16 protein-coding genes are annotated in these 19583 nt (G+C 69.4%); 4 read left to right on the top strand and 12 right to left on the bottom strand.

Annotated elements, in window-relative coordinates:
- Positions 1–58: 58 nt before the first annotated feature.
- The 6 genes from OG494_RS38000 to OG494_RS37975 form a co-directional block, all read right to left on the bottom strand.
- Positions 59–484, bottom strand: a complete 426-nt coding sequence (locus tag OG494_RS38000) for a heat shock protein transcriptional repressor HspR (protein WP_328447068.1) — start codon at positions 482–484, stop codon at positions 59–61.
- Between the two features lie 5 nt (positions 485–489).
- Positions 490–1671: a molecular chaperone DnaJ gene (gene dnaJ, locus OG494_RS37995; RefSeq protein ID WP_328447066.1), complete on the bottom strand. Its 1182-nt coding sequence runs from the start codon at positions 1669–1671 to the stop codon at positions 490–492.
- A gap of 36 nt (positions 1672–1707) precedes the next feature.
- A complete protein-coding gene (grpE, locus tag OG494_RS37990; protein ID WP_328447064.1) occupies positions 1708–2415 on the bottom strand; it encodes a nucleotide exchange factor GrpE in 708 nt (235 codons plus the stop codon).
- Positions 2412–4283 carry a molecular chaperone DnaK gene (gene dnaK / locus OG494_RS37985; RefSeq protein WP_328447062.1) on the bottom strand — a complete coding sequence of 624 codons (1872 nt, stop codon included), beginning with the start codon at positions 4281–4283 and terminating at the stop codon, positions 2412–2414. Before dnaK ends, grpE begins: the two co-directional genes overlap by 4 nt.
- A 581-nt stretch (positions 4284–4864) precedes the next feature.
- Positions 4865–5098 (bottom strand): hypothetical protein, encoded by a 234-nt coding sequence (locus tag OG494_RS37980; RefSeq protein WP_328447060.1) that lies wholly within the window; start codon positions 5096–5098, stop codon positions 4865–4867.
- A 31-nt stretch (positions 5099–5129) separates the two neighbouring features.
- Positions 5130–5900 carry a DUF4097 family beta strand repeat-containing protein gene (locus OG494_RS37975; protein ID WP_328447058.1) on the bottom strand — a complete coding sequence of 257 codons (771 nt, stop codon included), beginning with the start codon at positions 5898–5900 and terminating at the stop codon, positions 5130–5132.
- A gap of 173 nt (positions 5901–6073) precedes the next feature.
- Between OG494_RS37975 and OG494_RS37970 the strand changes: the two genes are divergently transcribed.
- Entirely contained in the window at positions 6074–6607 is a 534-nt protein-coding gene (locus OG494_RS37970; RefSeq protein ID WP_328447056.1) for a YbhB/YbcL family Raf kinase inhibitor-like protein, read from the top strand.
- 57 nt (positions 6608–6664) lie between these two features.
- Here OG494_RS37970 and OG494_RS37965 read toward each other — a convergent pair whose 3' ends face one another.
- Genes OG494_RS37965 through OG494_RS37950 form a run of 4 tightly spaced genes read right to left on the bottom strand, consistent with a single transcriptional unit; the run spans position 6665 to position 8401 of the window.
- Positions 6665–7099, bottom strand: coding sequence for a GNAT family N-acetyltransferase (locus OG494_RS37965; RefSeq protein WP_328447054.1), 435 nt, complete (start codon positions 7097–7099; stop codon positions 6665–6667).
- Between the two features lie 26 nt (positions 7100–7125).
- On the bottom strand, positions 7126–7572 hold the full coding sequence (cynS, locus tag OG494_RS37960; protein ID WP_326945268.1) for a cyanase: 447 nt from the start codon (positions 7570–7572) through the stop codon (positions 7126–7128).
- A gap of 14 nt (positions 7573–7586) precedes the next feature.
- Positions 7587–8147 carry a TetR/AcrR family transcriptional regulator gene (locus OG494_RS37955; protein ID WP_328447046.1) on the bottom strand — a complete coding sequence of 187 codons (561 nt, stop codon included), beginning with the start codon at positions 8145–8147 and terminating at the stop codon, positions 7587–7589.
- Complete coding sequence (locus OG494_RS37950) at positions 8144–8401, bottom strand: DMT family transporter (RefSeq protein ID WP_328447044.1); 258 nt, start codon at positions 8399–8401, stop codon at positions 8144–8146. Before OG494_RS37950 ends, OG494_RS37955 begins: the two co-directional genes overlap by 4 nt.
- Positions 8402–8554: 153 nt before the next feature.
- Here OG494_RS37950 and OG494_RS37945 point away from each other — a divergent pair, with 153 nt between their 5' ends.
- From OG494_RS37945 to OG494_RS37935, 3 genes are all read left to right on the top strand, one after another.
- Positions 8555–10789 carry a (Fe-S)-binding protein gene (locus OG494_RS37945; RefSeq protein ID WP_328447042.1) on the top strand — a complete coding sequence of 745 codons (2235 nt, stop codon included), beginning with the start codon at positions 8555–8557 and terminating at the stop codon, positions 10787–10789.
- 501 nt (positions 10790–11290) lie between these two features.
- The gene (locus tag OG494_RS37940; protein WP_328447040.1) at positions 11291–11881 is read left to right on the top strand and encodes a DUF742 domain-containing protein; all 591 of its coding nucleotides are present in this window, start codon (positions 11291–11293) and stop codon (positions 11879–11881) included.
- Between the two features lie 16 nt (positions 11882–11897).
- Entirely contained in the window at positions 11898–12902 is a 1005-nt protein-coding gene (locus tag OG494_RS37935) for a cation diffusion facilitator family transporter (RefSeq protein ID WP_328447038.1), read from the top strand.
- A gap of 1 nt (position 12903) precedes the next feature.
- Here OG494_RS37935 and OG494_RS37930 read toward each other — a convergent pair whose 3' ends face one another.
- Positions 12904–13599, bottom strand: a complete 696-nt coding sequence (locus OG494_RS37930) for a CAP domain-containing protein (RefSeq protein WP_328447036.1) — start codon at positions 13597–13599, stop codon at positions 12904–12906.
- A gap of 127 nt (positions 13600–13726) precedes the next feature.
- Positions 13727–19579 (bottom strand): DUF7507 domain-containing protein, encoded by a 5853-nt coding sequence (locus OG494_RS37925; protein WP_328447035.1) that lies wholly within the window; start codon positions 19577–19579, stop codon positions 13727–13729.
- Between the last annotated feature and the right edge of the window lie 4 nt (positions 19580–19583).

The raw sequence follows: 19583 nt of genomic DNA, 5'->3' as shown, positions 1-19583 counted from the left end.
AACGCCGTGAAGGCCCCCTCACCGAGTCGGTGAGGGGGCCTTCACGGGCTTTTGCGGACTAGCGGCGCTTGGGGCGCCAGACCACCATCGCGGTCTGCTGGTTCAGCGGGACGAGGTCCCGGCGGTAGGAGGCGTGCGCCGCCGCCGCGGCCTGTTCCCCGGCCGCGTACGCCGCCGCCAGTTCCTCCGTGAGCTCCGTCAGGCGGGCCCGCAGCGCGTCGACCTGGTTCTCCAGCTCGATGATGCGCTTGATGCCGGCCAGGTTCACGCCGTCTTCCTGCGACAGCCGCTGGACCTCGCGCAGCAGCGCGATGTCCCGCATCGAGTAGCGGCGCCCGCCACCGGAAGTGCGGCCCGGCGACACCAGGCCCTGCCGGTCGTAGGTGCGCAACGTCTGCGCGTGCATCCCGGCCAGCTGGGCCGCCACCGAGATGACGAACACCGGGGTTTCTTCGTCCCCCTCCGGGGGAATCCCGCCGAACATCCCACTCACCTGCCTTCGAGCAGCTCAGTGATCTCCGGCCGGGGGTCGTGCCCGGCCATCGCCTCGGCGTACGACTGCAGAGCTTCGCGCGCCTTGTCGTCCAGTTTGGCGGGAATCGCCGCCTGGAGGGTGACGAGCAGATCACCTTGCGAACCGTCGCGCTTCGCGATGCCCTTGCCGCGCACCCGCAGCACCCGCCCGCTCGCGGTGCCCGGCGGCACCTTGAGCGAGACCTTGCCCTCGAGCGTCGGCACCGTGATCGTGGTGCCGAGCGTGAGTTCGGTGAAGTCCACCGGCACGGCGATCGTCAGGTCGAGCGCCTTGCGCCCGAACAGCGCGTGCGGCGCGACGTGCACCCGGACGTACAGATCGCCCGCCTGCGCGCCACCCCGGCCCGGCTCGCCCTGACCGGCCAGCCGGATGCGCTGGTCGTCGTCGACGCCCGGCGGGATCCGGACGGTCAGCGTGCGGGTCCGCGTGCTGATGCCTTCGCCGCCGCACTCCGGGCACGGGTCGTCGATGATCTGCCCGCGGCCGCGGCAGTCGCGGCACGGCTCCGAGAACGCGAACGCCCCCTGGCTCCGGCTGACCAGACCCGACCCGCTGCAGGTCGGACAGGTCCGCGGCGACGTCCCCGGCTTCGCGCCGTTGCCGCCGCACGTCGAGCAGGTCGCCGGGCTCGACAACCGCAGCGGCAGGGTCGCGCCCTTGACCGCCTCGGTGAAGTCGATCCGGACGTCCGTCTCGACGTCGGCGCCGCGCTGCGGCCGGTTGGCCGTCGCGCCCGCCGTCGTCCGGCCGCGGCCGAAGAGCCCGCCGAGGATGTCGCCGAGCCCGCCGAAGCCCTGCTGCTGGCCCGCACCCGCGCCGGCCTGGCCGAAGATGTCGCCCACGTCGAAGCTGCCGGAACCGCCGCCGCCACCGGGGAAGTTGAAGCCACCCCCGCTGCCGCCGAACAGGCGCCGCGCTTCGTCGTACTCCTTGCGCTTGCTCGCGTCGGAGAGCACGCCGTAGGCCTCGGAGACCGCCTTGAACCGCTGCTCCGCCTCGGCGTTGCCGGCGTTCGCGTCCGGGTGGTTCTCCTTGGCCAGCTTGCGGTAGGCCTTCTTGATCTCGTCCGCCGTGGCGTCGGAGGAGACGCCCAGTTCCCGGTAGAAGTCCTTACCGATCCATTCCCGAGCACTCATCGGGCGCCTCCTCCTTCCGCTGGAACCGGATACTGCTTACTGCTGCTGCGCATCGGGCGCGCCGTCGAGTGGCAGCTCGCCACCGACCGGCGGGTCCACCGGGGCCGCACCGGGCTCGTGGTCGGTCACGCCGACCAGCGCCGCCCGCAGCACGCGGTCGCCGAAGCGGTAGCCGCGGCGCATGACCACGGTGACCGTCGGGCCCGCCACGTCCGGCGAGGTGTTGTGCTGCACGGCCTCGTGCACGCTCGGGTCGAAGGGCTCGCCCTCGCTGCCGAACGACTCGAGCCCCGCGCGCTGCAGGCCGCTGATCAGCTTGTCGCCGACGGCCTTGAACGCCCCGGTGAGGTCACCGTGCTGGTCGGCCCGCTCGAGGTCGTCGAGCAGCGGCAGCAGGTCGTTCACCACCGTCGCCTTCGCGCCGATCACGACCGCTTCGCGGTCACGCTCGACCCGCTTGCGGTAGTTGGCGTACTCCGCCTGCAACCGCTGGAGGTCGGCGGTGCGCTCGGAGAGCTCCTTCTCGACGTCGGAGACCACGGTCACCGAATCGTCCACAATGGACTCGCCGAGCGAGGGGCCCGCGTGTTCCACGGGCGCCTCGTCGGGCTCCGGCGCGGCGTGGGCCGGACCGGGCGGGCGAACCTGCCCGGTCTGCGGGTCCACGCGGCGCCGATCACGCACGACCACCGGCTCCTCGGGGCTACGGCCCTGGTTCTCGGATTCGTCGTAGCTGTGAGTCACTTCTTCTCGTCCTCTTCGACGATCTCGGCGTCCACCACGTCATCGGCCTTGGCACCGTCCGGACCGGCCGCGCCGGCGTCACCGGCCGCGCCCGAAGCACCGGCGGCACCGGCGGCGGCGTCGGCGTTCGCGTTGGCGTACAGGGCGGTGCCCAGCTCCTGCGAAGCGGTGTTCAGCTTCTCGATCGACTCGCGGATCTTCGCGGAGTCGGTGCCCTTCAGGGCCTCGGTCGACTCGTCGATCGCGGACTTGACCTTGCCCTTGAGGTCCTCGGGCAGCTTGTCGTCGTTGTCCTTGAGGAACTTCTCGGTCTGGTAGACCAGCGTCTCGGCCTGGTTGCGGGTCTCGGCCTCTTCGCGACGGGTCTTGTCCTCCTCGGCGTGCGCCTCGGCGTCCTTGACCATCCGCTCGATGTCGTCCTTCGGCAGCGCGGAGCCACCGGTGATCGTCATCGACTGCTCCTTGTTCGTGCCCAGGTCCTTCGCCAGGACGTGCACGATGCCGTTCGCGTCGATGTCGAAGGTGACCTCGATCTGCGGCACGCCACGCGGGGCGGGCGGGAGACCGGTCAGCTCGAACATGCCGAGCTTCTTGTTGTGCGCGGCGATCTCGCGCTCACCCTGGAACACCTGGATCTGCACCGACGGCTGGTTGTCGTCCGCGGTGGAGAAGATCTCCGAGCGCTTGGTCGGGATCGTGGTGTTGCGCTCGATGAGCTTGGTGAACACGCCGCCCTTGGTCTCGATGCCCAGCGACAGCGGGGTCACGTCCAGCAGCAGGACGTCCTTGACCTCGCCCTTCAGCACACCGGCCTGCAGCGCCGCGCCGACCGCGACGACCTCGTCCGGGTTCACGCCCTTGTTCGGCTCGCGGCCGCCGGTCAGCTCCTTGACCAGGTCCGACACGGCCGGCATGCGGGTGGAACCACCGACGAGCACGACGTGGTCGATGTCGCCGACGGCGATGCCCGCGTCCCGGATCACGTTGTTGAACGGGTTCCGGGTGCGCTCGAGCAGGTCCGAGGTGATCTTCTGGAACTCGGCGCGCGAAAGCTGCTCGTCGAGGAACAGCGGGTTCTTGTCGGCGTCGACCGTGATGTAGGGCAGGTTGATGCCGGCCGAGTTCGAGCTGGACAGCTCGATCTTCGCCTTTTCCGCAGCCTCACGGATGCGCTGCAGCGCCATCTTGTCCTTGGTGAGGTCGATGCCGTTCGTGGCCTTGAACTTGTCGACCAGCCACTTGACGATGCGCTCGTCCCAGTCGTCGCCACCGAGGTGGTTGTCACCGGAGGTCGCGCGGACCTCGACGACGCCCTCGCCGATCTCCAGCAGCGAGACGTCGAACGTGCCGCCACCGAGGTCGAAGACCAGGATGGTCTGTTCCTTCTCGCCCTTGTCCAGGCCGTACGCCAGCGCGGCGGCGGTCGGCTCGTTGACGATGCGGAGCACGTTCAGGCCGGCGATCTGCCCGGCTTCCTTGGTGGCCTGCCGCTGCGCGTCCTCGAAGTACGCGGGGACGGTGATCACCGCGTCGGTGATCGTCTCGCCCAGGTACGCCTCGGCGTCGCGCTTGAGCTTCATCAGCACACGCGCGCTGATCTCCTGCGACGTGTAGTTCTTGCCGTCGATCTCGGTCTTCCAGTCGGTACCGACGTGCCGCTTCACGGACCGGATGGTCCGGTCGACGTTCGTGACCGCCTGGTTCTTCGCCGGCTGACCGGTCAGCACTTCGCCGTTCTTGGCGAAGGCGACGATCGACGGGGTGGTCCGGGAGCCTTCCGAGTTGGCGATGACCGTCGGCTCGCCGCCCTCCAGGACGGCGACGACCGAGTTGGTCGTGCCGAGGTCGATGCCGACCGCTCGCGCCATGGTGCTTCCTCCTGTGTAAACCTGCTTGGTTCGTGACCTGCACATTCGTCCTCGCCTTGAGCGAGGTACTGGCAAGTTCTATCGGGCCTTTGCGCGACTCGTCAAGTCGGACTTGAGTCGACTGCGCTCAACCTCTACATGCAGCCTAACGAGCCGTTCGGCCGTCTTGTTCCCGGCCTGCCCTACGGACTTGACCTCGACCGGGTGTGAGGCCGCTCACCACGCAGGTGACCTGGGATGACGGGCGTGCCGAACGGCACGGCGTCGCGAGACCGGCGCACGGGGTCGAAGCGAGGGCGACGCTCGTGGCCGCCCGGCACCGCCTCGCCGAGACAGCCGGACGGCACCGCCGGCCGCCGTTCAAACACCGCGCCGAGCACCTGCGCGCGAGCACCGGGAGCCGCGGGCCCACGTCCACGAAGGAGGCCGGCTCGGGGCCGCCGAGGCCACGAGGCCACGAGGTCAACCCGGAGCCGGCGATGTCCGGCGAGCCGCGGCGATCCGGCGCATGTCCATGATCTGTTCCTCCCCTGCACGCCGGCCTTCGGCGTGCCCCCTTCCTAACAGCGGCCCCCGACAATTCAGGAGCGGCGGCCGGTCCAGGACGAGAAGAAGAAATCCGGAGTTTCTTGCAGCACAATGGTTTCCGCGGCGGTACCCGACCACGAAGTCACCCGATAGTGGGAATCCACCGCGACCGGCACCCCCTGCGCCGGCGTCTCGGCGTTCTCGCCGCGGGTGAACCCCACGACCCCGAACATCGCGACGGCCCCCAGCAGCGCGGCCGCCAGCACGCGCCGTTCGATCTTGCCCATGAAAGTTTTCCCCTGTGTGTATAGGGAAGCGTCAGGCCGCGCGGACCGTGACGCTGCCGCTGTCGGTGGTGAGGTCGAGCGTGTGCGCGGCGGACCCGTCGGTCGGGACGTCGATCTCGCGGTGCCCGCTGTCGCTGTCGCCCTGGACGCGGTACGGGCCGCCCGGCACGGTCAGCTCGACGCTGCCGCTGTCGGCGTGCACCTTGACGTCGTTCGCCTGCGCCAGCGTGAACTCGACGCGGCCGCTTTCGGCGCCGACGTCGACCGGGCCGCGCACGCCGTCGCCGGTCACGCTGCCGGAATCGCTCTGCACCGTCACCGCGCCGACGTCGTGCAGGTCGATGGACCCGCTGCTGAGGTGGAGCTGCACCGCGCCGGAGACGTCCTCGACGCGGGCGCTCCCGGAGTCGGCCTGGACGTCGACGCTCGCCACGCCGGCGATGTCCAGCCCGCCCGAGTCGACCTTGCCGGTGACCGGCACCCCGGCCGGCACGACGACCTCGAAGTCGACCGAGCAGTTGTTCCCGCAGTCGCCGAGCACGAGCTGGTCGCCGTCGACGCGGTAGAAGGTGTCGCCCGGGTTGCCGCGCCAGTGGTAGTTGATCTCCTGGTGCACGGTCGACGGCCCGGTGCCGGTGCGGATCTTCACGTCACCCGAGTCGCCGTCGAGCTTCACGCTGCGAATGGTCTGCGCAAGCGTGTTGTCGTTCTGGAAGTCCGATCCCCAGCCCCAGCCGAAGGCGGTCGCCAGGCCGACGCCGATCAGTGCGATGCCACCCAGAGCCAGAAGCGGGCGCGCCATGGTCTTTGGTCCCCTCAGTGAGTTTCCTCTGCCCGGAAAACGTTAGGACCGGGGCACCACCCAGTACATGGGGGTAACCCCCCGAAGAACCCTGAGATCCGTCCCTGACACGCGGGGTCGCGCTCCGGGGCCTAACCTGGCGGACGTCTCCAGTTCCGTGATCAGGAGGATCCATGCCGCAGCAACCCGGCCCGTACGAATCCCTGCCCGACGTGCCGTCCTTCACCCTCCGCAGCACCGACGTCGCCGACGGCGAAACCCTGGCGACGCCCCACTTGTCCGGCATCTTCGGCGCCGGCGGCGAGGACCGCTCGCCGCAGCTGTCGTGGGAGGGCTTCCCGGCGGAGACCAGGAGCTTCGTCGTGACCTGCTACGACCCGGACGCGCCCACGGGCAGCGGCTTCTGGCACTGGGCCGTGTTCAACCTGCCGGCGTCGGTGACGGAGCTGGCCTCGGGCGCGGGCGACGGCTCGGGTCTCCCCGAAGGCGCGGTGACGCTCAAGGGCGACGGCGGGGTCAAGCAGTACCTCGGCGCCGCGCCCCCGCCCGGGCACGGCCCGCACCGCTACTACTTCGCGGTGCACGCGCTCGACGTCGACAAGCTGGAGATCGGCGAGGACTCGACACCGGCGTTCCTCGGCTTCAACATGTTCGGCCACACGCTGGCCCGCGCGGTGCTCACGCCGGTCTACGAGAACAAGGGCTGACGGCGCCGGATCGGGGTATCGGCAACGACACCCCGGTCCCACCCCGGCCGAAGCCCGTCAGCGCAACGACTCCGCGTTGACGCCCTCGCGCTCCAGGTAGCGGCCCTTCGTGTGCTCGCCGAAGCCGAACTGCCGGTACAGCCCGTGCGCGTCGGCGGTGTGCAGCATCCAGCGGAAGCCGGCGCCGGGCCCGTTGTCGATCATCTCGCGCACGATCTCCTTGCCGACGCCGGTGCCGCGCGCGGAGTCCACGACGAACACGTCGGCCAGGTACGCCGACGAGACGCCGTCGGAGAACGCCCGCGCGAAGCCGACCATCTCCTCGCCGCGGTAGGCGCCGACGACCCGCCACGAGCCTTCGACGGCCGCCTCGATCTGCGCGCGGGTGCGCCAGCGGCCCCAGTACGCCTCGGTGGAGAGGAACTTCCACACCACTTCGAGGTCCAGCCGCGCCCGGTCGTCGTCGAGTTCGTAGTCGCCGAATGTCCGCATGATCGGCAAGCTACCAGGGAAACGGCTCAGCCCCACTGATATTTGAGGAACTTGCCGTCCATGGTGACGACCACGCGCTCGCCGCCCGGGTCTTCCCGCCGCGAGACGTCGAGCTTGAAGTTGATCGCGCTCATGATCCCGTCGCCGAACTGCTCGTGGATCAGCTCCTTGATCGTCGGCCCGTAGACCTGCAGGACCTCGTAGAAGCGGTAGATCGTCGGGTCGGTCGGCACCACGTCGTCGAGCGCGCCGCGGGTCGGCTGCAGGCGCAACGCGGCCTCGGCGTCGGCGTCCAGCTCCAGGACCTGCGCGGCCTTCGCGGCGATCTCCGCGGGCACCGGGTGCTGGCCGAGCAGCGCGGACGTCGTCCAGGCGAGCGGCGCGTCCAGGGTTTCGGCGAGCTGGGCCCAGCTGAGGCCGAGCCGGACTTTCGCGGCGAGAACGGCTTCCGCGGCTTCTTGCTTGGTCGTCATGGGCCGACGCTAGATCAACGAGGTTTCAGCAGGTAGGCGACAACCGGGCGAAGTTCGTCGGCGGACGGCGGCTCGTCGTCGATCAGGCCCTGGATCAGCAGCCCGTCGATCCCGGCGAGGAACACCCGGAACGCCACTTCGTCGTCGTGCCGGACCATCGACGTCAGGACGTCCAGCCAGCGCCGCGCGGCCGGGCGCAGCTCGGGCTTGCGCGCGGCGAGCAGGTACAGCTCGTACTCCGCCATCGTGCGGCCGCGACGCGGGCCGAGCGCTTCCGCCAGCAGGCCGGCGACCTCGTCGGCGCCGCGGCTGCCGCGCGAGCGGGCGCGGTCGATCATCCAGTAGACCTCGGTCGCCATGTCGCGGGCGCACGAGATGAGCGTCGCGACCAGCAGGTCGTCCAGCGACGAGAAGTGGTAGGTCGTGGACGTCGTGGGCACGCCGGCCTCGGTGGCGACCGTGCGGTGGGTGACGCCCGCGACGCCGTCGCGCTCGATCACCCGCAGCGTCGCCTCGATGAGCTCCGCGCGACGCTTCTCGCCGCGCACTTTCCGGCCGTCGACCTGCAGTTTCACGTGGACGCACTCCCGATCTCGATCAGCACTACCCCGCCGATCACCAGCGCCAGCCCGGCGATCATGGCCGCGTTGACCGGTTCCTTGAGGAACACGACGCCGACGATGGCGACCAGCGCGACGAACGCGACGGCGTACCCGAGCACCACGATGATCGACGGGCCGAGCTTCGAGAAGCCCTCGGAGAGCTTCAGCGAGACCGTCGCGGAGACCTCGGCGGCGATCGCCAGCGCGAGGAGAAGGTACGCACCCATAGGGTGAAAACTACCTGGACGATCGTCCCGAAACAAAGAGCGACGTACACCACATCGGTGGGACTTAGCCCCACTCAACGGGTTACTCATCAGTAAGGAAGGTTAGTCTCCCGGCACCACCACTGATCCATCCGGACGAAAGGCACCCGAACGATGGGCGCTCTGCAACTGACGCTCGGCGGGATCTCCGTCCTGCTCGGCCTCGTCGCCTGGGGCATGTTCGCCGCGACGATCGCCCGCTTCGTGCGGGTCATCCGCCTCGGACAGCCCGACGCGACCCGCAACGGCCCCTTCATGCCGCGCATGAAGACGCTGATCAAGGAGTTCGCGGCCCACACCCGGATGAACCGGAAGCGCAGTGTCGGACCGGCCCACTGGCTGGTCATGTGGGGCTTCCTGCTCGGCTCGCTCGCCCTGTTCGAGGCCTACGGCGAGGTGTTCGTCCCGACCTGGGGCTGGCCGGTCCTCGACGACTTCCCGCCGTTCCAGCTGCTCATGGAGCTGCTCGGGCTCGGCACGATCGTGGGCATCCTGGTGCTGATGGCGATCCGCCAGCGCAACCACCCGCGCCGCGCCGACCGCCAGTCGCGCTTCCAGGGCTCCAACTTCAAGTGGGCCTACTTCATCGAGGCCGTCGTCCTCATCGAAGGCATCGGCATCATCGGCGTCCGCGCCGCGAAGGCCGCGCTCGGCGCGCACGAGACGCCGACCTGGGCCGCCTTCGTCTCGAACCCGCTCGGCGAGCTGCTGCCGGCCAGCCCGAACCTGGTCACGGTCTTCGCGTTCGTCAAGCTGATGAGCGCCACGGTCTGGCTGATCGTCGTCGCCCGCACGATGACCATGGGCATCGCGTGGCACCGCTTCAGCGCGTTCTTCAACATCTACTTCAAGCGCGACCAGGACGGCGGCGTCGCCCTCGGCGCGCTCAAGCCGATGATGAGCGGCGGCAAGGTCCTCGACCTCGAGGAAGCCGACCCGGACGAGGACACCTTCGGCGTCGGCAAGATCGAGGACTTCAGCTGGAAGGGCTGGCTGGACTTCTCGACGTGCACCGAGTGCGGCCGTTGCCAGGAGCAGTGCCCCGCGTGGAACACCGGCAAGCCGCTGTCGCCGAAGCTGCTCATCACGCAGCTGCGTGACCACGCCTACGCGAAGGCGCCGTACCTGCTGGCCGGTGGAAAGCGCGACATGGCCGGTGACGAGGTCGGTTTGTCCGGCGACAACATGTACGCGGGGATCGACGTCCTCGCGATCGCCGAGTCGCAAAAAGCTCTAATCGGCGGCGATGGTGCTACCGGTGGCGTCATCGACCCCGACGTCCTCTGGTCCTGCACCAGCTGCGGCGCCTGCGTCGAGCAGTGCCCGGTGGACATCGAGCACGTCGACCACATCGTCGACATGCGCCGCTACCAGGTGATGATCGAGTCGTCGTTCCCCAGCGAGCTGAACGGCATGTTCAAGAACCTGGAGAACAAGGGCAACCCGTGGGGCCAGAACGCCAAGGACCGGCTGGCCTGGACCGAGGACCTGGACTTCGAGGTCCCGGTGTTCGACGGCGACATGGGCGACGCCGAGTACCTGTTCTGGGTCGGCTGCGCCGGCGCGTTCGAGGACCGCGCGAAGAAGACGACGCGCGCGGTCGCCGAGCTGCTGCACATGGCCGACGTCAAGTACAAGGTGCTCGGCTCGGAGGAGTCGTGCACCGGTGACCCGGCGCGGCGCGCGGGCAACGAGTTCCTCTTCCAGATGCTGGCGCAGCAGAACGTCGAGATCCTGAACTCGGTGTTCGAGGGCCGGGAGCGCAGGACGCGCAAGGTCGTCGTGACCTGCGCGCACTGCTTCAACACCCTCGCCAACGAGTACCCGGAGCTGGGCGGCCAGTTCGACGTCGTGCACCACACGCAGCTGCTGAACCGGCTGGTGCGGGAGAAGCAGCTGGTGCCGGTGGCGCCGGTCGCCGAGGACGTCACCTACCACGACCCGTGCTACCTCGGCCGCCACAACAAGGTCTACGACGCGCCGCGCGAGCTGGTCGGCGCGACCGGCGCGCAGCTGCGCGAGATGCCGCGGCACGGCGACAAGTCGATGTGCTGCGGCGCCGGCGGCGCGCGGATGTGGATGGAAGAGAAGATCGGCAAGCGGATCAACGTCGAGCGCGTCGACGAGGCGCTCGGCACCGCGCCGTCGAAGATCGCGACGGGCTGCCCGTTCTGCAAGGTCATGCTGAACGACGGCCTCACGGCCCGCCAGGCCGACGGCAGCGCGAGTGAGAAGGTCGAGATCGTCGACGTCGCGCAGATGCTGCTCGAGTCGGTGAAGCGCAAGCCGGAGCCGAAGCCGGTGGCCCTCGGGGCACCGTCGCTCGCGGAGACGTCCGAAGAAGCCTGACGCGCACCCGGCCCGGCCACGACGGATGTCATGGCCGGGCCGTGGTCGTTGTCGCCCTGGTCGTGGCGGCGTTCCGGTTCCGGGCGCCGGGCCCGGCCCGGGGTCGCGTTCCCGCAGGCCGCCGGAGCGCGGCTCACCTTTTGCCAGCTGGGACCGAAAACGGTGATCGAGCACGGGCCGCGGCGATATTCGAACAGCCCGCGGTCATTTTCGTGTCCGTGGCACTACTCGTTGTCACGGCCCGCAGAGTTCGTACCCAGGTGAGTGTTCCGAAGGTCCACTAGCTGGGAATTCCTCAAGGCAATCGATTACCCCAATAGCGATCGCAAAAATCACCGAAATGGCGGAGCAGGACGAGGACAAATCCGGGACTGTCCGCCGGACAACCGGCGTATCCTGGCCTTTCCCCGACGTCGGCGCAGCCGCCGGGATCACCTTTGACAAACGCGTAATCAGGGGGCGGCAAGGATGGGCGAGGACCGGCGGACCACCACCGGACGAGTGGGCGCACGCTTCCCGTCGGCCGGCCGGCACGCCCTCAACACCCTCCCGGACGACGCCGAAGAGCGCTTCGCGTCGCCCGACCCGTCGCCCTCGGTCGGCCGGGTCGGCGCCCGCTTCCCGTCCGTGGCGGCCGCGGACCGGATCGTGCCGGCGCCCGAGCCGTCCCCCGAACCCGAAGTCCTCGTCGAGGTCGAACTCAACGAGGCCTTCGCCGAGCCCGTCATCCCGCCCCAGGACCACGTACTCGCCTCGCGGACGCTCGTGCGCCCGTACGTCCTCACGCGCGGCCGTACGCAGTCACGGCGTCACCTCGCCATCGAGGCGATGGTCTCGACCCGGGCCGGCGTGCACTGGAACGGCGCCCGGCTGACCGGGGAGTTCCGGTCGGTGCGGACGCTGTGCCACCACCCGCGGTCGGTCGCCGAGGTCGCGGCCCGGCTCAGCGTGCCGCTCGGCGTCGCCCGGGTGCTGCTCGACGACATGGCCGAGCAGGGCCTGGTGACCATCCACGACACCCGGGTGAGCGTCGACGGCCGGCCCGCGATCGCCCTCATGGAACGCGTGCTGCACGGCCTGCGACAGCTTTGACCATTACGCTCACCACGTGAGCGAGGAATCCGGCAACACCGGCGGCGAAAGCACCCTGACCGTTCTGCTCGCCGGTGGGGTGAACCTGGCGATCGCGATCATGAAGCTGGTCGCGGGGATCATCACCGGCTCGGGCGCGATGCTGTCCGAGGCCGCGCACTCGGTGGCCGACACGTTCACCGAGGCCCTGCTGCTGACGGCGTTGAAACGTTCCGACCGCCCGGCCGACCGCGTGCACCCCTTCGGCTACGGCAAGGAGCGCTACTTCTGGTCGCTGCTCGCCGCCGTGTCGATCTTCGCGTCGGGCTCGATGTTCGCGCTCTACGAAGGCGTCGCGACGCTCTTCGGGCACGGCGAAGCGCAGAGCACGTCGATCCTCAGCTACATCGTGCTGGCCGTGGCGTTCCTGCTCGAAGGCACGTCGTGGGTGCAGGCCGTGCGCCAGACCCGCCGGGAGTCCAAGGCCGAGAACCGGTCCTTCTGGGCCTACCTGCGCCTGATCGACGACCCGACGCCGAAGACCGTGCTGTTCGAGGACTCGGCCGCGCTGGTCGGCCTGCTGGTCGCGTTCGCCGGCATCGGGCTGCACCAGCTCACCGGCTCGGAGGTGTGGGACGGCGTCGCGTCGATCGTCATCGGCGTGCTGCTCGCTTGCGTCGCCTACCTGCTCGGGCGGACCAACCGCGGCCTGCTCATCGGCCGTCAGGCCAACCCGGAGATCGTCCGCGGCGTTCGCGACCACCTGTCGGCCGCGCCGGAGATCGAGGCCGTCGTGGACCTGCAGACCATGCTGATGGGCACCGACCAGGTCCTCGTCTGCACCCGCGTGGACTTCGACGACTCCCTGGGCGCCGCGGACCTGGAGCGCGCCTGCGTCCGGATCGCCGCCGAGCTGACGGAGTCGTTCAACGACGTCACCGAGGTGTTCATCGAGCCGGTGCCGCGGACGGATCCCGACCTGCGCGCGACCGTCCTGGCCCGCTACGGCGAGGTCGCGGAGCGGTGGAACAAACCGGCCTAGCTCAGTACCCGAAGTCCTGGACCCAGTAGTTGCCGGCCTTGGTGAAGCCGACGCCGAGTTTCGTGAGCGAGCAGTTCAGGATGTTCGCGCGGTGGCCCTCGGAGTTCATCCACGAGTCCATGACCTGCGCCGCCGACGTCTGACCCTTCGCGATGTTCTCCGCGCCCGGCTTCGAGTAACCGGCGGTCTTGATGCGCTGGTCGAACGTGACGCCCTCGGGGTTGGTGTGGGAGAAGAAGTTCCGGGCGGACATGTCGTCGCTGTAGTCCTGCGCGGCCTTCGTGAGGTGTGATTCCTCGGCCAGCGGCTTGCAGCCCGCTTTCCCGCGCTCGTCGTTGACCAGGGAGAGGACCTGTTCGGCGACCGAGGAGGCGACGCGGGCCGCGGGCTTCGTGGTCGGCGCCGGCGCGGCGGAGGTGGACGGCGGCGGGGCCGCGGACGTCTCGGTCGGCGCCGGGGCCGCGCTGGACGTCGTCGGCGCCGCGGCCGAAGTCGTCGGCGCCGGCTGCTGTCCCCCGGAGTTCTTCGCTTGGCCGTTCAGCTCCGTGCCGCTGGCACCGCCGGACCCGCCGGGCTCGTTCGGAAGCACCAGAGCCGCGGCGGCCGCCTCGGAGGTGTTTCCTTCGGCGGTGGCCATCCAGGTGCCGGTCGCCGCGGAAAAGACGCCGAGCAGCACACTGAGTGACACCATCACCACGCGAGCACGTTCACCAATGGGGGACACGGCGCAGGAACGTATCACGGAACGATTACAGCGAGAACCCTCCTAACGAACTGTGACTCTTCGCATTGTGCCGAACACGCGATTTCGAGAACGGTTTCCGTCAGCTCCGACGCGACCTTCGGAGGCCCAGTAGCAGCAGCACACCGCATCCCAGCAGCGACAACGCCGTCAGACCCGCGGGCACCGGGTCGTAACCGGTGTTCGGCAACGGCGCCGGCTTCGGGTCCTGACCAGGGGAAACCGGCGTCGTCGTGACGCGGACTGTGGTGGATGCGCTGTCCTGCACGGGTTTCCCGGGCTGCTCGGTATCGGGCGTCCCGGTGGCCGTCGCGGTGTTGCTCAGATCACCACCGGCCGGCGCGGTCGTCGTGCACGTCCATTCCTGCCGGCCGGCGACGGGAAGCCGCGGGAATTTCCGGGCACAGGCGGGATACGCCGGATCCGTGACGTCGACGCCGACCAGGTCGACGTTCCCGGTGTTGCGCACGACGAGCGTGAAGGTCACCGTCCCACCCGGACGGATCGTCGGGTCGGCCTCCTTCTGCAGGTCGATCGCGGGTTTCGCGACCTTGGCCGGCGCGTCGTCGGTCGCCGTGACGGGTTTTCCGTTCGGATCGTCGCCGGTCGCGGTCACCGTGTTCGTGACGTCGTCCTCGCTCATCGTCACGGAACAGGAGATCGGTTTCGACGATTCTCCGGGCGCGAGAGTCCCGATCACGACCGAGCATTTCGGCGCGATCGGGTCATTCAGCGTTACTCCGGTCAGCGTAACGTCGCCGGTGTTTTTCGCGACGACCGTGAATACGGCTTCCTGTCCGGGGAGAAGCGGTTTCGCCGGGCCGGTCTTCGTGACCGTGATGCCCGGGCCGATCACGTTGACGCTGGCGTCGTCCGAAGCGGTGACCGGTCGCCCGGTCGGGTCGTCGCCGGTCACCGACGCGACGTTCGTGACGTCCTCGCGGACCGCCACCGTGCACTGGCGCGTCTGCGTGCCCCCGACGTCCAGCTTCGCGACGGTGAAGGCGCACCCCGGCGTCTTGTCGTCGGTGACGGCCACAGTGGACAACGGCACGTCGCCGGTGTTGGACACCACGATCGTGTAAGTGACCTCGTCACCCGGGCGGACCTGCGCGGGCGAGACCGACTTGTCGATCTTCACCGCCGGGTGGATGACGTCGACGTCCGCCTTCGCCTCGCTGGTCACGAGGTCGCCCGTCGGCGGCGTTCCGGTCACCTTCGCGACGTTCGTGACGTCGTCGGCGGGCGCGGTCATCGTGCACGCGTAGCGCTCGACGCCCTTCGCCGGCAGCGCGCCGATGCTGCGCACGCACTCGGGGGCGATCGTGTCGGCGACGGTCACGGAGTGCAGGTCGACGTCCCCGGTGTTGGTCACCACGATGTCGAACGGCACCGAGTCGCCGACGCGGAACGGGCCGCCGCGGACGTTCTTGGTGATGCTCAGGCCCGGGTGCTGGACGACGAAGGTGGCGCTGTCGGTCGCTGTCACCGGCCGATTCGTCGAGTCCTGGCCGGTGGCCGTGGCCGTGTTGGTGAAGCCGTCCCGACCCGCCACCGTGGTGCATGTGTACGTCTCTTCGGCATCGGGCGCCAGGCTCGCGACGGTGTGCGCGCAGGCCGGGGTGCGGTCGTCGGCGACCGTGACGTCGGTAAGCGGCACGTCGCCGGTGTTCTTCACCAGGATGGCGAAGGTGACGGTGTCGCCTTCGCGGACCTCGTACGGCGTCGCGTCCTTCATCAGCGCGAGCTGCGGGTGGATGACGTCGACCGCGGCCGTGGCGGTCGACGTCACCGGACGGCCGGTCGGGTCGGTGCCGGTGACGCTCGCGGTGTTGGTGAAGTCGTCGCTCGAGGCCTTGGTGGTGCAGGTGTAGGTCTGGACTCCGGCGAGCGCCAGGGTGTCGAACGTCTTGGCGCAATCCGGCGTCTTGTCGTCTGTGACGACCACAGTGGACAGTGGGACGTCGCCCGTGTTCGTCACAACGATGGTGAAGGTGACTTCGTCGCCTTCACGCACTGTCTTCGGCGAAGCTTCCTTCGTGATCGTGATGGCCGGGTGGATGACGTCGACCTTCGCGGTGTCGTCGGCGTCCAGCGGCGGCCCGGTCGGCGGCTTCCCGGTCACCTCGGCCCGGTTGACGACGTCGTCCGCCGGCGCGGCCATCGTGCAGTCGTAGGTCTGCTTTTCCTTCGGTGCCAGCGTTTCGAACGTCTTGGCGCACGCCGGCGCGACATCGTCGGTCACCGTCACCGCGGTCAGCGGCGAGTCGCCGGTGTTCTCGACGGTGATCGTGAACGTCACCGTGTCGCCCGCGCGGAACGGCCCGCCCTTGACGTCCTTCGTGATGGCCAGCCCCGGGTGCAGCACCGTGTACGACGCGTCGTCGGTGGCCGTGACCGGGCGATCGGTCGGATCCGTACCGGTCGCGGTGGCCGTGTTCGTAAAACTGTCGGTGCCCGCGGTTACGGTGCAGGAGTGGTGCTGTTCGGCACCAGGAGGGAGGGAGCCGATGGTCTGAGCGCACGACGGCGTCCGGCTGTCCACAACGGACACTTCGGTCAGCGGCACGTCGCCCGTGTTCTTCACGACGATCGTGAACGTCACTGTGTCGCCCTCACGGACCTGGGCGGGCGCGGCGTCCTTGGTGATGCTGATCGCCGGGTGGATCACGTCCACCGCGGCCTCGGCGGTCGACGTCACCGGGCGGTTCGTGCCGTCGGTCCCGTTGGCGGTGGCGGTATTGGTGAAGTCCGCTTCGCCGGCCACGAGCTTGCAGGTGTAGGTCTGCTTCGCCTGGGGCGCCAGCGTGCCGAGACGCTGAGCGCACTCCGGGGCGAGCCGGTCGGCCACGAAGACGTCCCGCAGCGGGCTGTCGCCGGTGTTCGTCACGGTGAGCGTGAACGTCACGGTGTCGCCCGCGCGGACGACCTTCGGGTCGGCGTCCTTGGTGATCGTGATGCCGGGGTGGATCACGTCGATTGCGGCTGTATCAATGGCGGTCACCGCCGGGCCGACCGGTGGTGTGCCGGTGACCTGCGCGGTGTTCGTGAAGTCGTCGGCCGGCACGGTGCCGGTGCAGCCGAAGCCCCACGTGCCACCGGGTTCGAGCGTGCCGTCGAAGGTTTGCGCACAACCTGCGACGAGCGCGTCCGTGACCCGGACACCGGTCAGCGGCACGTCACCGGTGTTGCGGACGGTGAGCCGGAACGGCACGGTGTCGCCCTGGCGGAAGGGCCCGCCGGTGACGTCCTTGGTGATCGTGACGGCCGGGTGCTGCACGGTGAACGAGGCGTCGTCGGACGCGTCCACGGGCCGCTTCGTCGGGTCGGTGCCAGTGGCCTTCGCGGTGTTCGTGAAGCCGGCCGCACCTGCGACGGTGGTGCAGGTGTACGTCTGCTTCGCCTGCGGCGCCAGGGTTCCGAGCGGCTTCGCGCACGGGGCGACCCGGTCGTCGGCCACGGCGACGCCGGTCAGCGGCACGTCTCCGGTGTTGGTCACGGTGATCGTCCAGGTCACGGTGTCGCCCTCGCGGACCTGCGCGGGAGCGGCGTCCTTGACGATCGCGACCGCCGGGTGGATCACGTCGACGACGGCGTCGTCGGTGACCTTCACCTCGCGGCCGAGCTGGTCCTTGCCGGTAGCGGTCGCGGTGTTCGTGAAGTCGTCGGCCGGTGCCGGGGCGGTGCAGGTGTAGCTCTGCTTCGCCTGTGGCGCCAGGGTGCCGAACGTCTTCGCGCACGCCGGGGTCCGGTCGTCCGTGACGGCGACGTCGGCCAGCGGCACGTCACCGGAGTTCGTGACGGTGATCGTGAACGTGATCTGGTCGCCGATGCGGACGGTCGTCGGCGAGGCGTCCTTCGTGATGGTCAGCGCCGGGCTGATCACCGTGACGGTCGCCTGGGCCGTGTCGGTGACCGGCTGACCGGAGCGGTCGGTGCCGGTGGCGGTGACCGTGTTCGTCGTGGTCTTCGACGGGTTCGCGGTGCAGGTGTAGGTCTGCGACGCGCCCGCGGCGAGGCGGTCGACGGTGCGCGAGCACGACGTCGTCGTGTCGTCGGTGAGCTTCACCGGGGCGAGCGGGCTGTCGCCGGTGTTCTTGACCGTGATCGTCCACGTGACGGCCTCACCGGCGTGGATCACCGGCGGGGTCGCGGTCTTCGTGACGTCGATGGCCGGGGCGATCGTCGGCGCGGGTGCGTCGGCGGTGGCCGTGACGCGCTTGCCGAGCCCGTCGACACCTTCGGCGGTGGCGGTGTTGACGCCGTCGGCGACCGGGGCCTTCGTCGTGCAGGTGAGGGTGCGGGTCTCGCCGGGCTTCAGCACGCCCGCGAGCCGTTGCGCGCACGACGGCGTCTTCGGGTCGGTCACCTGCACCGCGGTCAGGTTGGCGTCACCGGTGTTGGTGACCTTGAGAGTGAAGGTCACGGTGTCGCCGGCGCGGTAGGCGGGCTTGTCGGCGATCTTCGTGATGCCGATGGCCGGGTGGATGACGTTCACCGAGGTGGTCGCCGTGCCGTCCAGCGGATCGCCGAGCGCGCTGGTGCCGGTGGCCTTCGCGGTGTTCGTGAAGTCCTTGTCCGACGCCGTCGTGGTGCAGGTGTAGCTGACCGTCTGCCCGCCCTTGAGCGTGCCGATGTCCTTGCTGCACGCGGGAAACGCGTCGTCGGCGACCTTCACCCCGGACGCCGGGGCGGCGCTCGGGTTGGTCACGACGATGGTGAACGTGACCGGCTCGCCCGGGTGCACCTGGGCCGGTTCCGCGCGCTTGCTGATCTGCAGTTCGGGCACCGGCGTCGAGAAAGCGAGGTTCTGGGCCAGGTAGGAGTCGCCGCTGGTGGCGAAGCCGAGCTTGGCGCTGGTCGCGCCGGCCGGGATGGTGTCGACGTTGAACGACTTGGCGTCCACGCTGAAGTTGTTCTTCACCGCGGGATCGGCGGCGCCGTCGGCGTTGGAGATGAAGAAGTTCGACGTCCCGCCGGCCGACGGTTCGGCGGCCGGTTTGTCGTTGATCAGGAACTGGTCGCCCGAGATGCCCCAGTCGCCCTCGTAGGCGGTGACGCCGACGTGCGCGTCCGCGGCGGCGGCGCGGAACCCGGTGATCGTCGTGTTCGTGGGCTTGTCGGTGCTGTTCTGCCGGACGTGCCCGTCGTAGACGAACACCTCGCGCTTGTTCGGCGCGTAGTCGGCGTTGCGTTCCGGGTAGGCGTAGACCAGGGCGACCGACCAGCCGCCCATGCAGTTGAAGCCCTTCGGCGCCCAGACGTTGCCGACGGTCAGGTCCAGCGCGGACCCGGTCGGCGCGGCGGCGAACTGCTTGGTGACGTCGGCGTAGGCGGAGTAGTACTGGCCGCCGCTGAACGTGTCGAGCGGGTCTTCCGTGTAGGCCGCAGGCGGCACGTCGACGGATTTCCCGTCGCCGATGGTGAGCCGGACGTCCTGTTTCGCCGGCGTTCCGGGCGGCACGATCGCGGCCGTGTTGTTGTTGCGCGACTGGCACATCTTCGTCGGCGACAGCACCCCCGGCGACGTCGTGTAGGCGCCGGTGTTACCCGCCCAGTTGAGCCGCGCGAAGACGATTTTCGCGCCCGGCGGAATGGTGACCGTCGCCTTCGCGGAATCGAAGGTGCCGCGGTCGGCGTCGACGTCGGCCCACTGCATGAAGAAGTTGTCGTTGACGAGGGTGTCCCGCCGGTCGGCGGTGTTCGCGCAGGTCGCGGGCGTGTTGCCACTGCCGGTCGTCGGCGCGTTGTCGGCGTTCACCGGGCACCGCACCACGCCGTTGCCCGCGTAGAGGAAATCGCCGTAGACGACGTCGTCGTAGTTCAGCTCGAACGGCTTCACCACCGCCGCTTCGGCGAGCGGGGTGATAACCGAGGCTGCGAAAACCAGTGCCAGGACCAGCAGGAGCCGGAGTGGTTTTCTGGACGGCGACATACGA

Source organism: Amycolatopsis sp. NBC_00438 (genome assembly GCF_036026695.1).
Lineage (GTDB): Bacteria > Actinomycetota > Actinomycetes > Mycobacteriales > Pseudonocardiaceae > Amycolatopsis.
Note: the sequence above shows the minus strand (reverse complement) of the source record. Positions and strands in the feature narration are given on the sequence as shown.